Origin of the sequence: Streptomyces sp. VNUA24, assembly GCF_029167005.1 — a bacterium.
GTDB classification, from domain to species: domain Bacteria; phylum Actinomycetota; class Actinomycetes; order Streptomycetales; family Streptomycetaceae; genus Streptomyces; species Streptomyces scabiei.
In genome coordinates this window covers 3,580,441-3,595,259 of record NZ_CP119143.1, presented here as the reverse complement: position 1 = coordinate 3,595,259, position 14,819 = coordinate 3,580,441, and the positions used below count along the sequence as shown (strand labels likewise).

Here is a 14,819-nt window from a genome sequence, read left to right as displayed (position 1 = left end):
GCCGTTACTGCGGCGGAGCAGGCGGGTAGGGCTGGCTCGGCTGCTGCGGCTGCTGCGGCTGCTGCGGGTGTTGGGGCGGGTACGGGTGGCCGTAGGGCTGCGGGGCCTGGCCGGGAGCCGGCTGGCCCGGGTAGGGCTGACCGGCGTACGGCTGGCCCTGCTGCTGCGGCGGGTACGGCTGCTGACCCGGGATCTGCTGACCGGGCAGCGGCGGCGCCACCACCGGCGGCGGGTTGCCGTCCGAGGTCCACAGGCCGTGCGACTGCTGGTGCCTGGCGATGTCCTCGGCGACCATCGCGGCGAGCGTGAAGTACGCCTCCCGCACCTTCGGCCGCATCATGTCGAGGTCCAACTCGGCACCGGCCGACAGGTGTTCGTCGAAGGGCACGACCACCACACCGCGGCAGCGCGTCTCGAAGTGGGAGACGATGTCGTCCACCTTGATCATCTTTCCGGTCTCACGCACCCCCGAGATGACCGTCAGGGAACGCGCCACCAGATCCTGGTAGCCGTGCGCGGACAGCCAGTCCAGCGTCGTACTGGCGCTGCTCGCCCCGTCCACGGACGGCGTCGAGATGATGATGAGCTGGTCCGCGAGGTCGAGCACCCCGCGCATGGCGCTGTAGAGCAGACCGGTACCGGAGTCGGTGAGGATGATCGGGTACTGCTTGCCGAGGATGTCGATCGCGCGCCGGTAGTCCTCGTCGTTGAACGTCGTGGACACGGCGGGGTCGACGTCGTTGGCGATGATCTCCAGTCCGGAGGCCGCCTGCGAGGTGAACCGCCGGATGTCCATGTACGAGTTGAGGTACGGGATCGCCTGGACGAGGTCACGGATGGTGGCGCCGGTCTCGCGCCGCACACGACGGCCGAGCGTTCCGGCGTCCGGGTTGGCGTCGATCGCGAGGATCTTGTCCTGCCGCTCGGTGGCGAGTGTCGAGCCGAGGGCGGTGGTGGTGGTCGTCTTGCCGACGCCGCCCTTGAGGCTGATGACCGCGATGCGGTAGCAGGACAGCACCGGCGTCCTGATCAGCTCCAGCTTCCGCTGCCGCTCGGCCTCCTCCTTCTTCCCGCCCAGCCTGAACCGCCCGCCCCCGGACGCCGGGCGGGTGCTCTTCGTCTTCTGCTTCTTGCTGTTCAGCAACCGGTCGGACGACAGCTCCACCGCGGCCGTGTAACCGAGGGGCGCCACACCGGGGTTGGTGGGCTGCCGCTGATCGTGCTGCACGGGCTGCGGCCAGGCCGTGCCCGTACGGGGGTCCACGGGAGCGGCGGGGTACCCCGCCGCACCGGGCTGTCCGGGGTGTCCCGGGTGCTCCGGCTGACCGGGCTGACCCGGCTGGGGGAAGCCGTACCCGCTCGGGGGAGTGGGGGCGCCGGGCGGACCCTGGGGGGCCGGGGCCCCAGGCGGGAAGCCGTAACCGGGTTGAGGCGCGTGCTGTTCGGCCGGCGGCCCCGGCTGCCCCGGCTGCTGGGGGAAGCCGTAGCCGGCCTGCTGCGGGACGGGTGCCTGTGGGGGTACGGGTGCCTGCGGTGGTACGGCCGCGCCGGGCTGCGGGAAGCCGTAACCGGGGGCGGGCTGGGCCGGAGCCGGGGTGGGCGCGGGGGCGCCGGGCTGCTGAGCCGAGGGCGCCACCTGCTGGGGGAAGCCGTAACCGGCCGGGGCGGGAGGGAGGTTGGGGGCCGGGGGAGCCGGCTGCTGCTGGTCGGGAACGGGCGCGGGCGCCGGGACCGGCGGCTGGTGGTGGGCGGCGGGTGCCGGGGCCGGGGGCACCGGAGAGGGAGCCACCGGCGCGACGGAGGGGCCCGGGGTGCCGGGTGTCGCAGGTGCGCCGGGGGTGACCGGTGGGCCGAAGCCATGGGGGGCGCCGGGGGGCACGGGTGCGCCGGGCGCCGCAGGGATACCGGGCTCACCGGAGGCCAAGGGGACCTCGGGAGGAGCGGGCGTACCGGACCCGTCGGCGGCACCGGACGAGGCGGCCACCGGGGCGCCCCAGGCCGCGGGCGGCGCACCCTGCGGTACCTGAGGGGGGAACGGCTGCTGCGGCTGCACGGGCGGCTCGCCCTGCGCTGCCGCGGGCTGCGGACCGGGAGCCTCGGGCTGCTCCGGCGCCGTCGGCGCGACCGGCGGCCACTGTGCTCCTGCGTCGGGCGTCGCCGGTGAGGCCGGCTGATACGCGGGCGGCAACGGCGGAAGCGCCCCCTGCGGCGCCGGAGGCGTCCAGGAGGGAGGGGTCTGCGGTACGCCACCAGGGGCGGGCGCGGCGGCCTCGGGCGCAGCCGGCTGAGGCGCGGCGGCCTGGGGCTCGACGGGGGCGGCGCCGTGCGAACCGGCGTTCTGCGGATCGAGATCCTGCGGAGCGAGATCCTGCGGAGCGAGATCCTTCGGAGCGGCTGACTGTGGAGCGGCTGCCGCGGGAACCGCGCCCTGCGCGGGAGCATCCTGCGGGGCGGAACCCGGCGACACGGCACCGTGCTCGACGACATCAGCCGCCTCGGCCCCGCCGGTTACGGCATCGGGGCGCCCGGTTCCATCGGGCTGCTCGCCCCCGCCGTCAACGGCACCGGCGTCAACGGCACCGGCCGCAGTGCCCGCACCGGCCTCCGCCTGCACGGCACCACCCTCTACGGCGACGGCCTCGACGGCCTCGGCGGCCTCGGCCTCGCCGGACGCACCCGTGGCGGCCGAACCCTCGACGGCCTGCACGGCACCGGAGTCACCAGCACCACCGGCGTCACCGGCCGCAACCGCACCCTCCGCAACGGCAGCGGTTCCCTCTGTCACCTCCGCCACCTCAGTCACCTGCGGCCCCGTCGGCGAGACCGCGCCCTCGCCGTCGCCCGGGACCACCCCGGCGTCGGCGGACGCGGCACTCTCCGGTTCTCCGGCAGCGGCCTGCGGCGCGTGCAGCGGGAAGTCACCGGTACCCGCGGCACCGGGGGCGGTGCCCGCGTCAGGCCCGGCCCCGGTCTCACGCTTCATCGCGGCGGCGGAGATCCGCATGGTCGCCCCGCTCTCGATGTCGCCCTCGCCCCCGTCCTCGACGTCAGCCGTGGGCGCGAGCGTCGACGGAGGCCGAGGAGGCGGGTAGGAGCCGGGCACGCCGGACATGTCGAGAGGAGCACCGACGGGCGGCGCGAACGGCAGCCCGGGCGGCGGTGTCACGGACCCGGCGGCCGGAGGACTGCTCCCCGCGGCACCGCCAGGACCGGCACCCGCGTCCGTGCCCGCGTTCGGCACCCACCCGGCCCCCGAGGTGGCGTTCTGCGTATACCAGGCAGGCGGCGCGTAGTCGATGGTGAACTCGCCCGTCATCTCGATGGCGGACTCCGCGTCGGGCTGGTCATCGTCGGGTGTGGCCCAGCCCCCGCGCGTCCCGTCCCGATCGCTGCTCACAGTTCCTCCTGGTGTGGTCGAGCACCCTCATGGCGTGCTGGGGCGACCGTTGCTGTCGTCCGATGTCGCCGGGCCGGTCCCCCCTCGGGCCCCGGGCCGCGTCACACAGCCCGTACCACCCGCGTGCGGGCAACTCGCGACGTGCTGCACCCCAGCCTAATCATCACCACCCCGGGCCCGGCAGGCCCGTCTCTCCCGACCGGCGCGGACGAAGCGCCCAACCGGCCTGAAAAGGAAGAAACTTGGGCATGATCCCCAGAATGGATCTTCGGCGCCGGCCTCCCCACGCCCCGTCCGCCCCGCACCCGACCCGCCCCTGTGCCCTGCCGCCCCACCGGCGACCGGGGGCGCCCGGCCCGCGAAGCACGAGGGGCAGGCAACCGCACCCCGGCTGCCTGCCCCTCACGCCGCCGCCGCGGCGACGCGCCCGTCTACGCGCCCGGGCTCGTCCACACGCCCGGCCCACTACGCACCCGGCCCGCGACCCCCCGGAGCCGGCTCCAGATCGAACTCCCCGTCGCGCGCCCCCAGCACGAAGGCCCGCCATTCCCCCTCCGTGTACCGCAGCACGGTGTCGTGGTCGAGCGAGGACCTCATGGCGACGGCGCCCCCGGGGAGGTAGGCGATCTCGACCCGCTCCTCCTGGTCCTCGGTCCCCGGCGCGCTGTGCCACTCGACGCCGGAGATGTCGAGGGCGTACAGCTCGTCCTTCTCCCGCTCCTTGCGCGCCTTGAGTTCCTTGTCCTCGGCCTCGGCCATCGCGGCTGGGTCCCTTCGTCCGTGCCGACGGGCCTCGTCATGTCGACGAGCGTCGTGTCAACAAGCTGTCAGGTCACCCTACTTGTCCTTGTTCGCCCTGGTCAGGGGTTTGCCGATGTCCGTACACCGCGGTGCCCGCCCTCGCGCGGCCCGGCCGTCGGCCGACGCCCGCCCGCCCCTTCGGGATGAAGGTTTCTCCTGCTGCGGGGACGCACCCGACAGGGCCCGGTCGGGCGCATCCCCGCAGGCTGGTACTCTGTCCCGTGGCCGTTTGTGTGCGCACCCCCGGACTCCGGAGGTAGCCCCCAGCGGACCCCGCCACCCGAGTCACAGAAGTCCCCCTGAGACGCAGACCAGGGGCACTCGGTGGCATCAACGAGACTCATGAGGAGTATCGCGTGTCGCTCGACGCCGCTACGAAGAAGCAGATCATCACCGAGTTCGGTACCAAGGAGGGCGACACCGGCTCCCCCGAGGTCCAGGTCGCGATGCTCTCCCGCCGCATCTCGGACCTGACCGAGCACCTCAAGACCCACAAGCACGACCACCACTCCCGCCGTGGTCTGCTGATCCTGGTCGGTCAGCGTCGCCGCCTGCTGCAGTACCTCGCCAAGAAGGACATCCAGCGCTTCCGTGCGCTGGTCGACCGCCTCGGCATCCGCCGCGGTGCGGCGGGCGCCAAGTAGGACACGGTGAGGGGAGCGGTTCCCGGGAGATCGGGGGACCGCTCCCTTTGCTGTACGCACCCGCACGGCCGCGCACCGGAACGCCGCAGGCCCCCGGGAGGGGGCGCGCGGCCCCGACGCACGCGGGACGTACGGGTGGAAACGTGCGGAGTGTCACCACCCCTTTGTAGTGTGGTAGCACAACGCAAGAGGCACGACATGGCGTGAGGCGCCCGGAGGGCACCGCACGCACACGTACGAGGAGAAGCGCACCTCGCCGCCGCCGGTCCTCGGTAGTGGCCCCCGGGGGATTGCGAACCCCGTGGGCTTCGATCGAAGACCGGCCCGCACCAGACGGCGCGCTTCTCCGCCACCGTCCCCCTGCCACACGGGCAGGCCCAGGGACGAAAGACGAAAAGTATCGGAGAATTCGCTAGTGGAGAACGAGACCCACTACGCCGAGGCCGTCATCGACAACGGCTCCTTCGGCACCCGCACCATCCGTTTCGAGACGGGCCGTCTGGCCCGCCAGGCCGCCGGCTCCGCCGTGGCCTACCTGGACGACGACACCATGGTGCTGTCGGCCACCACCGCGTCCAAGAACCCCAAGGACCAGCTCGACTTCTTCCCCCTCACGGTGGACGTCGAGGAGCGGATGTACGCCGCCGGCAAGATCCCCGGCAGCTTCTTCCGCCGTGAGGGCCGTCCCTCCGAGGACGCCATCCTCACCTGCCGCCTGATCGACCGCCCGCTGCGCCCCTCCTTCAAGAAGGGCCTGCGCAACGAGATCCAGGTCGTCGCCACGATCATGGCGCTCAACCCCGACCACCTGTACGACGTCGTCGCGATCAACGCCGCGTCCGCGTCCACGCAGCTGGCCGGCCTGCCCTTCTCCGGCCCGATCGGCGGCGTCCGCGTCGCGCTGATCAACAACCAGTGGGTGGCGTTCCCGACGCACACCGAGCTGGAGGACGCCGTCTTCGACATGGTCGTCGCCGGCCGTGTGCTGGAGGACGGCGACATCGCGATCATGATGGTCGAGGCCGAGGCCACCGAGAAGACGATCCAGCTGGTCCAGGGCGGCGCCGAGGCGCCGACCGAGGAGGTCGTCGCCGCCGGTCTGGACGCCGCGAAGCCCTTCATCAAGGTCCTCTGCAAGGCCCAGGCCGACCTCGCGTCGAAGGCCGCCAAGCCGACCGGCGAGTTCCCGGTCTTCCTCGACTACCAGGACGACGTCCTGGAGGCGCTCACCGCCGCGGTCAAGGACGAGCTGACGCAGGCTCTCACCATCGCGGGCAAGCAGGAGCGCGAGGCCGAGCTGGACCGTGTCAAGGGTCTGGCGGCCGAGAAGCTGCTCCCGCAGTTCGAGGGCCGCGAGAAGGAGATCTCCGCCGCGTACCGCTCGCTGACCAAGTCCCTGGTCCGTGAGCGCGTCATCAAGGACAAGGTCCGCATCGACGGCCGCGGCGTCACGGACATCCGTACGCTGGCGGCCGAGGTCGAGGCCATCCCGCGCGTGCACGGCTCGGCGCTGTTCGAGCGTGGCGAGACCCAGATCCTGGGCGTCACCACCCTCAACATGCTCCGGATGGAGCAGCAGCTGGACACCCTCTCCCCGGTGACCCGCAAGCGCTACATGCACAACTACAACTTCCCGCCGTACTCCGTCGGCGAGACCGGCCGCGTCGGCTCCCCCAAGCGTCGCGAGATCGGCCACGGCGCGCTCGCCGAGCGCGCGATCGTGCCGGTCCTGCCGACGCGCGAGGAGTTCCCCTACGCGATCCGCCAGGTGTCCGAGGCCCTCGGCTCCAACGGCTCGACGTCCATGGGCTCGGTCTGCGCCTCCACCATGTCGCTGCTGAACGCCGGTGTGCCGCTGAAGGCCCCCGTCGCCGGTATCGCCATGGGCCTGATCTCCCAGGAGATCAACGGCGAGACGCACTACGTCGCCCTCACCGACATCCTCGGTGCGGAGGACGCCTTCGGCGACATGGACTTCAAGGTCGCCGGCACCAAGGAGTTCGTCACCGCCCTCCAGCTCGACACCAAGCTGGACGGCATCCCCGCCTCCGTCCTGGCCGCCGCCCTCAAGCAGGCCCGTGACGCCCGCCTCCACATCCTCGACGTGATGATGGAAGCGATCGACACGCCGGACGAGATGTCCCCCAACGCCCCGCGGATCATCACCGTCAAGATCCCCGTGGACAAGATCGGTGAGGTCATCGGCCCCAAGGGCAAGATGATCAACCAGATCCAGGAGGACACCGGCGCCGAGATCACGATCGAGGACGACGGCACCATCTACATCGGTGCCCAGCAGGGCTCGCAGGCCGAGGCCGCCCGCGCCACGATCAACGGCATCGCCAACCCGACCATGCCGGAGGTCGGCGAGCGCTACCTGGGCACCGTCGTGAAGACGACGACCTTCGGCGCGTTCGTGTCGCTGCTCCCGGGCAAGGACGGTCTGCTGCACATCTCGCAGATCCGCAAGCTCGCCGGCGGCAAGCGCGTGGAGAACGTCGAGGACGTCGTCGGCGTGGGCTCCAAGGTCCAGGTCGAGATCGCCGAGATCGACTCCCGCGGGAAGCTCTCCCTCATCCCCGTGATCGAGGGCGAGGACGGTTCCGAGGACAAGAAGGACGACGGCGACAAGTGACGTCCCGTAGCTCCAAGGCGACGGCCCGCACCTCCACGGAGGCGCGGGCCGTCGCCCGTACCCAAACCCTGATCAAGGGCAGAGACGGCATCGGCACGGTCCGCAAGACCACCCTCCCGGGCGGGCTGCGCATCGTCACCGAGACCCTGCCGTCCGTGCGCTCCGCCACCTTCGGCATCTGGGCGCACGTCGGCTCCCGCGACGAGACGCCCGCGCTCAACGGTGCCACCCACTACCTGGAGCACCTGCTCTTCAAGGGCACCGGACGCCGCAGCGCGCTCGACATCTCCTCCGCGATCGACGCGGTCGGCGGCGAGATGAACGCGTTCACGGCGAAGGAGTACACGTGCTACTACGCGCGCGTGCTCGACACCGACCTGCCGCTCGCCATCGACACGGTCTGCGACATGCTCACCGGCTCCCTGATCCGTGAGGAGGACGTCGACGTCGAGCGCGGCGCCATCCTCGAAGAGATCGCGATGACCGAGGACGACCCGGGCGACTGCGTGCACGACCTGTTCGCGCACACCATGTTCGGCGACACCCCGCTCGGCCGGCCGGTCCTCGGCACGGTCGACACCGTCAACGCGCTCACCGCCGACCGCATCCGCCGCTTCTACCGGAAGCACTACGACCCGACCCACCTCGTGGTCGCCTGCGCGGGCAACGTCGACCACAACAAGGTCGTACGCCAGGTCCGCGCGGCCTTCGAGAGCGCCGGCGCCCTCACCCGCGCCGACGCCACCCCGATCGCCCCGCGCGACGGCCGCCGTGCCCTGCGGACGGCCGGCCGGGTCGAGCTGGTCGGCCGCAGGACCGAGCAGGCCCACGTCGTACTCGGCATGCCCGGCCTCGCCCGCACCGACGAGCGCCGCTGGGCCCTCGGCGTGCTCAACACCGCGCTCGGCGGCGGCATGTCCTCCCGCCTCTTCCAGGAGGTCCGCGAGAAGCGCGGCCTCGCCTACAGCGTGTACTCGTACACGTCCGGCTTCGCCGACTGCGGCCTGTTCGGTGTGTACGCCGGCTGCCGTCCGTCCCAGGTGCACGACGTGCTGAAGATCTGCCGCGACGAACTCGACCAGGTCGCCGAGCACGGACTGCCGGACGACGAGATCGAGCGCGCCATCGGTCAGCTCCGGGGCTCGACGGTCCTCGGTCTGGAGGACACCGGCGCGATCATGAACCGCATCGGCAAGAGCGAGCTGTGCTGGGGCGAGCAGATGTCCGTCGACGAGATGCTGGCCCGGATGGCGGCGGTGACCCCCGACGAGGTCCGTGAGGTGGCCCGTGAGGTGCTGGGCCGACGGCCCTCCCTGTCGGTGATAGGCCCGCTGAAGGACAAACAGGCGTCCCGTCTCCACGAAGCCGTCGCCTGACACCCAGTTAAGGAACCAAGCAATGAGCAAGCTGCGCGTGGCGGTCATCGGTGCCCGGGGCCGTATCGGCTCCGAGGCCGTACGGGCCGTCGAGGCCGCCGAGGACATGGAGCTGGTCGCCGCCCTGAGCCGGGGCGACCAGCTGGACACCCTGGCCGGGACGGGCGCCCAGGTCGCCGTCGAACTGACCACCCCCGCCTCGGTCATGGACAACCTGGAGTACTGCGTCGGCCACGGCATCCACGCCGTCGTCGGCACCACGGGCTGGACCGACGAACGCCTCGCGCAGCTGAACGGCTGGCTGGCGAAGTCCCCGGAGACGGGCGTCCTCATCGCGCCCAACTTCTCCATCGGGGCCGTCCTGAACATGAAGTTCGCGCAGATCGCCGCGCCGTACTTCGAGTCGGTGGAGGTCGTCGAGCTGCACCACCCGAAGAAGGTCGACGCCCCCTCCGGCACCGCCACGCGCACGGCCCAGCTCATCGCCGAGGCACGGCGCGCGGCAGGCACGGCCCAGGCCCCGGACGCCACGGAGACGGCCCTGGACGGCGCGCGCGGCGCGGACGTCGACGGCGTCCCCGTCCACTCCGTCCGTCTGCGCGGCCTGCTGGCCCACCAGGAGGTCCTGCTCGGCGGCGAGGGCGAGACCCTCACCATCCGCCACGACTCCCTCCACCACAGCAGCTTCATGCCGGGCATCCTGCTCGGGGCCCGACGGGTGGTGACGACGCCGGGTTTCACCTTCGGCCTCGAACACTTCCTCGACCTGGGCTGATCGGGCCGGGAGACGTCATGCGCGCGAAGCTCACCTACGCCGTCACGGCAGCCGTCCTGGTCGTCTACTTCGTCCTGGTCGGCAGCCGCGGAGTCCTGCTCATAGAGACCGGCACACCGATCACGATCGCCTTCGGTGTCGCCGTGCTCGTGCTGCCCGCGATCGGCCTGTGGTTCCTCTGGAAGAACACCCAGTTCGTCCGCAGGGCCAACCAGCTCGCCGCCGAACTCGACGCCGAAGGGGGCCTCCCCGTCGACGAGTTGAAGCGGACCCCGAGCGGACGCATCGACCGTGACTCGGCCGACGAGGTCTTCGCGCGGCGCAAGGAGGAGACCGAGGACGCCCCCGACGACTGGCGCACCTGGTTCCGCCTCGCCGTCGCCTATCACGACGCCCGCGACACCCCCCGGGCCCGCAAGGCCATGCAGCGCGCGATCGCCCTGCACGACGGCAGACCGGCACCGACCGCCTGACCTCCCGCCGCCGGCACCCGCACACGAGCGAGGGGTCGGTCCGCACCCGCGGACCGACCCCTCGCTCGTATGTTCGCTACGCGGTGCGCCGGTGCTCCGCCGCCCACGCCTCGATCTTGTCGGCCGCCCGGTCGAAGGCCTCCGTACGCGCCAGGAAATCGGCGTTGTGCGTGGTCATCAGCGGTGTCACGTACTCCTGCACACGGTCCGTGCGGACGAGGAGCAGCGCCTGTCCCTGGACGGACCGGGGCAGCCCGAGCCACCGCACCGGCTGCTGCACGGTGCGCACCGAGACGCTGGGCTCCCAGGACGCCGTACGGGTGCGGAAGAACCCCACCTGGCGTACGCCCCGCGCACTCACCCAGATGCCGACCCGCAGCAGCCGCAGGGCGCAGGCGATGATCAGCAGGGCCGCCCCGAAGCAGATCGCACCGGCCCGCGGTGTCCCGGCCACCGTGATGATGACCGCCGCCACCAGCATGTACGAGGTGAGCAGCAGCAGGAGCGCGGCCGCGCCGACCCGCCAGGGGCCGGGCCGGTAGGGGCGCCGCCAGCGGTCGCGGTCCTCGAACGGCAGCGCTTCGTCCACCGCCTGGTCGAAGGCGCGGTCGGCGGTCAGGAAGGGCAGGGGCACGGCTGGTCCTCACTCGATCCACGCACTGGTTTCGCCGGGTGAGGCTACCGAGCCGGGCCCCCGCCCACCACTTCCGGGGGTCCAACAGGGGCACAAGGGGGCGCAACTCGGGCATCCGGCGTCCCGCCGATGTCCTTCGGTGTGTCGTCGTAGCCGGGCCGTAGAGTGGGCGCCGCCCGAGAGCAGCCATGGGAAGGACCCTCCGAGCCGTGTCAGAAACCCCCGCCGACGATCTCAAGCCCAGCTTCCGCAGTGATGTCACCGTCGATCTGGTGAAGCACAGCGCGGCCGACTCGGACGTGCTGTGGGCCGCCCGGGTCTCCACCGCCGGCGAGCAGTCCCTGGAGGAGCTGCAGAAGGACCCCGAGCGCTCCAAGGGCCTCATCAACTACCTGATGCGGGACCGGCACGGCAGCCCCTTCGAGCACAACTCGATGACCTTCTTCATCAGCGCCCCGATCTTCGTCTTCCGCGAGTTCATGCGGCACCGGGTCGGCTGGAGCTACAACGAGGAGTCCGGGAGGTACCGGGAGCTCCAGCCCGTCTTCTACGTCCCCGACGAGGCCCGCAAGCTCGTCCAGGAGGGCCGGCCCGGCAAGTACGTGTTCGTGGAGGGCACCCAGGCGCAGCAGGAGCTGGTCGGGCGGGTCATGGAGGACTCGTACGTCCACGCGTACGAGGCGTACCAGGAGATGCTCGCCGCCGGAGTGGCCCGGGAGGTCGCGCGCGCGGTACTGCCGGTCGGTCTCTTCTCCTCGATGTACGCCACCTGCAACGCCCGCTCGCTGATGCACTTCCTCGGTCTGCGCACCCAGCACGAACTCGCGAAGGTGCCGTCCTTCCCCCAGCGGGAGATCGAGATGGTCGGTGAGCGCATGGAGGCGGAGTGGGCGAAGCTCATGCCGCTCACGCACGCGGCCTTCAACGCGAACGGCCGTGTCGCGCCCTAGCGGACCGTCGACTTTCGGCCAGGCACAGATGTACGGGTCAGCCGAGCGAAGTGTCCGTATTGCGGCATTTCGAGAAGTTCATCTAGCCTGATCAAACGGACCCGGCACTGCTTGAACCCCCGAGCAGGCAGTGCCGGGCTCCGCATTTGTCCTGACTTTTCCCGCCCCCCGAGGGCAGACCGTGCCCTGAGCAGCGAGTAGCGTGTTACCCATGGCTCCGACCTCGACTCCGCAGACCCCCTTCGGGCGGGTCCTCACCGCCATGGTCACGCCCTTCACGGCGGACGGCGCACTCGACCTCGACGGCGCGCAGCGGCTCGCCACCCACCTGGTGGACGCAGGCAACGACGGCCTGGTCATCAACGGCACCACCGGCGAGTCCCCCACCACCGGTGACGCGGAGAAATCGGACCTGGTACGAGCCGTCCTCGAAGCCGTCGGCGACCGCGCCCACGTCATCGCCGGCGTCGGCACGAACGACACCCGCCACAGCATGGAACTGGCCCGCGCCGCGGAGAAGACCGGCGCGCACGGCCTCCTCGTCGTCACGCCGTACTACAACAAGCCCCCCCAGGAGGGCCTGTACCGCCACTTCAAGGCGATCGCCGACTCCTCCGGGCTGCCGGTGATGCTGTACGACATCCCGGGCCGCAGCGGCGTCCCGATCGACACCGAGACGATCGTCCGGCTCGCCGAGCACCCCCGCATCGTCGCCAACAAGGACGCCAAGGGCGACCTCGGCCGCGCCAGCTGGGCCATCGCCCGTTCCGGCCTCGCCTGGTACTCCGGCGACGACATGCTGAACCTCCCGCTGCTCTCGGTCGGCGCGGTCGGCTTCGTCTCGGTCGTCGGCCACGTCGTCACCCCCGAGTTGCGCGCCCTCGTCGACGCGTACGTCTCCGGTGACGTCCAGAAGGCCACCGAGATCCACCAGAAGCTGCTCCCCGTCTTCACCGGCATGTTCCGCACCCAGGGCGTGATGACCACCAAGGCGGCGCTCGCCCTCCAGGGCCTGCCCGCCGGACCCCTGCGCGCGCCCATGGTCGAGCTCTCGCCCGAGGAGACGGCCCAGCTCAAGCTCGATCTCGGCGCCGGCGGGGTACAGCTCTAACACCGGGGCTCGCACGGCGTCACCACCAGACTTCACAACTGAATAGGCAGGACGAAAAGCGCCTGCGTTCCCATCCACAACTGCTTCTGCACGAACGTCATGCGCGCCACGTGCCCCAGGTACGTGGCGCGCATGGTGAGGAGAGTCTTTTGAGTCATCCGCATCCTGAACTCGGCCCGCCGCCACCGCTCCCGGAGGGTGGCCTGCGGGTCACCCCGCTGGGCGGCCTCGGTGAGATCGGCCGGAACATGACCGTCTTCGAGTACGGCGGCCGACTGCTCATCGTGGACTGCGGGGTGCTCTTCCCCGAGGAGGAGCAGCCCGGAATCGACCTGATCCTGCCGGACTTCTCGTCCATCAGGGACCGCCTCGACGACATCGAGGGCATCGTCCTCACGCACGGCCACGAGGACCACATCGGCGCGGTCCCGTACCTGCTGCGCGAGAAGCCCGACATCCCGCTGATCGGCTCCAAGCTGACCCTCGCGCTCATCGAGGCCAAGCTCCAGGAGCACCGCATCCGCCCGTACACCCTTGAGGTGGCCGAGGGGAACCGTGAGCGCATCGGCCCCTTCGACTGCGAGTTCGTCGCGGTCAACCACTCCATCCCGGACGCCCTGGCCGTGGCCATCCGCACGCCCGCGGGCATGGTCGTCCACACGGGCGACTTCAAGATGGACCAGCTTCCGCTGGACAACCGCCTCACGGATCTACACGCGTTCGCACGGCTGAGCGAGGAAGGCATCGACCTCCTCCTCTCCGACTCCACGAACGCGGAGGTGCCGGGATTCGTTCCGCCCGAGCGCGACATCTCCAACGTGCTGCGCCAGGTCTTCGCCGGCGCCAGCAAGCGGATCATCGTGGCAAGCTTCGCCAGCCACATCCACCGCATCCAGCAGATCCTCGACGCGGCCCACGAGTACGGCCGCCGGGTCGCCTTCGTCGGGCGCTCGATGGTCCGGAACATGGGCATCGCGAGGGACCTGGGCTATCTCAAGGTCCCGCCGGGTCTGGTCGTGGACGTCAAGACGCTCGACGACCTGCCGCAGCACGAGATCGTCCTCGTCTGCACCGGATCGCAGGGTGAACCGATGGCCGCCCTGTCCCGCATGGCCAACCGGGACCACCAGATCCGCATCGTCCAGGGCGACACGGTGATCCTGGCCTCGTCCCTGATCCCCGGCAACGAGAACGCGGTCTACCGCGTCATCAACGGCCTGACCCGCTGGGGCGCCAACGTCGTCCACAAGGGCAACGCCAAGGTCCATGTCTCCGGGCACGCCTCGGCCGGCGAGCTGCTGTACTTCTACAACATCTGCCGCCCGAAGAACCTGATGCCGGTGCACGGTGAATGGCGGCACCTGCGCGCCAACGCCGAACTGGGCGCCCTCACCGGCGTACCGCACGACCGCATCGTCATCGCGGAGGACGGCGTGGTCGTCGACCTCATCGAGGGCAAGGCCAAGATCTCCGGCAAGGTCCAGGCCGGTTACGTCTACGTGGACGGCCTCTCGGTCGGCGACGTGGGCGAGCCCGCCCTGAAGGACCGGAAGATCCTGGGCGACGAGGGCATCATCTCGGTCTTCCTCGTCGTGGACTCCTCCACCGGCAAGATCACCGGGGGCCCGCACATCCAGGCCCGCGGCTCCGGCATCGAGGACTCCGCGTTCGGCGCGGTCGTCCCGCGGATCACCGAGGTCCTGGAGCGGTCCGCCCAGGACGGGGTCGTCGAGCCGCACCAGCTGCAACAGCTCATCCGTCGGACCCTCGGCAAGTGGGTCTCCGACACCTACCGACGCAGGCCGATGATCCTGCCTGTGGTGGTTGAGGTCTGACCCTCCGTCAGTGCTCGACCGGGGCGGGGCCCCTCGATTTGCATCGGGGCGCCCCGCTCCAGTACGTTTACGGCTCCGCCCAGGGGGGAACCCGACACAACTGCGTGTCAGGAGCCGCCCGGACCGGGTGGAAATTCCGACTCAGAACTTCTGATAAAGTCGGACTCGCCGGAAAGGGAAACGCGAAA

11 protein-coding genes are annotated in these 14,819 nt (G+C 71.0%); 8 read left to right on the top strand and 3 right to left on the bottom strand.

The window, feature by feature from the left end; genetic code table 11:
* Positions 1-4: 4 nt before the first annotated feature.
* Both PYR72_RS14905 and PYR72_RS14900 read right to left on the bottom strand, forming a co-directional pair.
* A complete protein-coding gene (locus tag PYR72_RS14905) occupies positions 5-3,397 on the bottom strand; it encodes an SCO5717 family growth-regulating ATPase (protein ID WP_275455806.1) in 3,393 nt (1,130 codons plus the stop codon).
* A gap of 465 nt (positions 3,398-3,862) precedes the next feature.
* On the bottom strand, positions 3,863-4,156 hold the full coding sequence (locus PYR72_RS14900) for a DUF397 domain-containing protein (RefSeq protein WP_013000322.1): 294 nt from the start codon (positions 4,154-4,156) through the stop codon (positions 3,863-3,865).
* Between the two features lie 398 nt (positions 4,157-4,554).
* Here PYR72_RS14900 and rpsO point away from each other — a divergent pair, with 398 nt between their 5' ends.
* The 5 genes from rpsO (at position 4,555) to PYR72_RS14875 (ending at position 10,101) form a co-directional block, all read left to right on the top strand.
* Positions 4,555-4,842 (top strand): 30S ribosomal protein S15, encoded by a 288-nt coding sequence (gene rpsO, locus PYR72_RS14895; RefSeq protein ID WP_005479656.1) that lies wholly within the window; start codon positions 4,555-4,557, stop codon positions 4,840-4,842.
* A 415-nt stretch (positions 4,843-5,257) separates the two neighbouring features.
* Positions 5,258-7,477, top strand: a complete 2,220-nt coding sequence (locus PYR72_RS14890) for a polyribonucleotide nucleotidyltransferase (RefSeq protein ID WP_275455805.1) — start codon at positions 5,258-5,260, stop codon at positions 7,475-7,477.
* A complete protein-coding gene (locus PYR72_RS14885) occupies positions 7,474-8,853 on the top strand; it encodes a pitrilysin family protein (protein WP_275455804.1) in 1,380 nt (459 codons plus the stop codon). Before PYR72_RS14890 ends, PYR72_RS14885 begins: the two co-directional genes overlap by 4 nt.
* 22 nt (positions 8,854-8,875) lie before the next feature.
* Positions 8,876-9,628, top strand: coding sequence for a 4-hydroxy-tetrahydrodipicolinate reductase (dapB, locus tag PYR72_RS14880; protein ID WP_275455803.1), 753 nt, complete (start codon positions 8,876-8,878; stop codon positions 9,626-9,628).
* A gap of 17 nt (positions 9,629-9,645) precedes the next feature.
* Entirely contained in the window at positions 9,646-10,101 is a 456-nt protein-coding gene (locus PYR72_RS14875) for a hypothetical protein (RefSeq protein WP_275455802.1), read from the top strand.
* A 76-nt stretch (positions 10,102-10,177) separates the two neighbouring features.
* On the opposite strand, the gene PYR72_RS14870 is transcribed toward PYR72_RS14875, so the two are convergent.
* Positions 10,178-10,735, bottom strand: coding sequence for a hypothetical protein (locus PYR72_RS14870; RefSeq protein ID WP_275455801.1), 558 nt, complete (start codon positions 10,733-10,735; stop codon positions 10,178-10,180).
* A 209-nt stretch (positions 10,736-10,944) separates the two neighbouring features.
* On the opposite strand from PYR72_RS14870, the gene thyX reads away from it, so the two are divergent.
* The 3 genes from thyX (at position 10,945) to PYR72_RS14855 (ending at position 14,631) form a co-directional block, all read left to right on the top strand.
* Entirely contained in the window at positions 10,945-11,685 is a 741-nt protein-coding gene (gene thyX / locus PYR72_RS14865) for an FAD-dependent thymidylate synthase (protein WP_275455800.1), read from the top strand.
* Positions 11,686-11,896: 211 nt separating this feature from the next.
* Positions 11,897-12,796 carry a 4-hydroxy-tetrahydrodipicolinate synthase gene (dapA, locus tag PYR72_RS14860; protein WP_275455799.1) on the top strand — a complete coding sequence of 300 codons (900 nt, stop codon included), beginning with the start codon at positions 11,897-11,899 and terminating at the stop codon, positions 12,794-12,796.
* Positions 12,797-12,945: 149 nt separating this feature from the next.
* Positions 12,946-14,631, top strand: a complete 1,686-nt coding sequence (locus tag PYR72_RS14855; RefSeq protein WP_275455798.1) for a ribonuclease J — start codon at positions 12,946-12,948, stop codon at positions 14,629-14,631.
* The last annotated feature ends 188 nt before the right edge of the window (positions 14,632-14,819 follow it).

What these genes read in the sequence shown, in the direction of transcription:
- PYR72_RS14900 (WP_013000322.1), bottom strand. Translation starts at nt 4,156, where the DNA reads ATGGCCGAGGCCGAGGACAAGGAACTCAAGGCGCGCAAGGAGCGGGAG.
- PYR72_RS14875 (WP_275455802.1), top strand. Translation starts at nt 9,646, where the DNA reads ATGCGCGCGAAGCTCACCTACGCCGTCACGGCAGCCGTCCTGGTCGTC.
- dapA (WP_275455799.1), top strand. Translation starts at nt 11,897, where the DNA reads ATGGCTCCGACCTCGACTCCGCAGACCCCCTTCGGGCGGGTCCTCACC.
- dapB (WP_275455803.1), top strand. Translation starts at nt 8,876, where the DNA reads ATGAGCAAGCTGCGCGTGGCGGTCATCGGTGCCCGGGGCCGTATCGGC.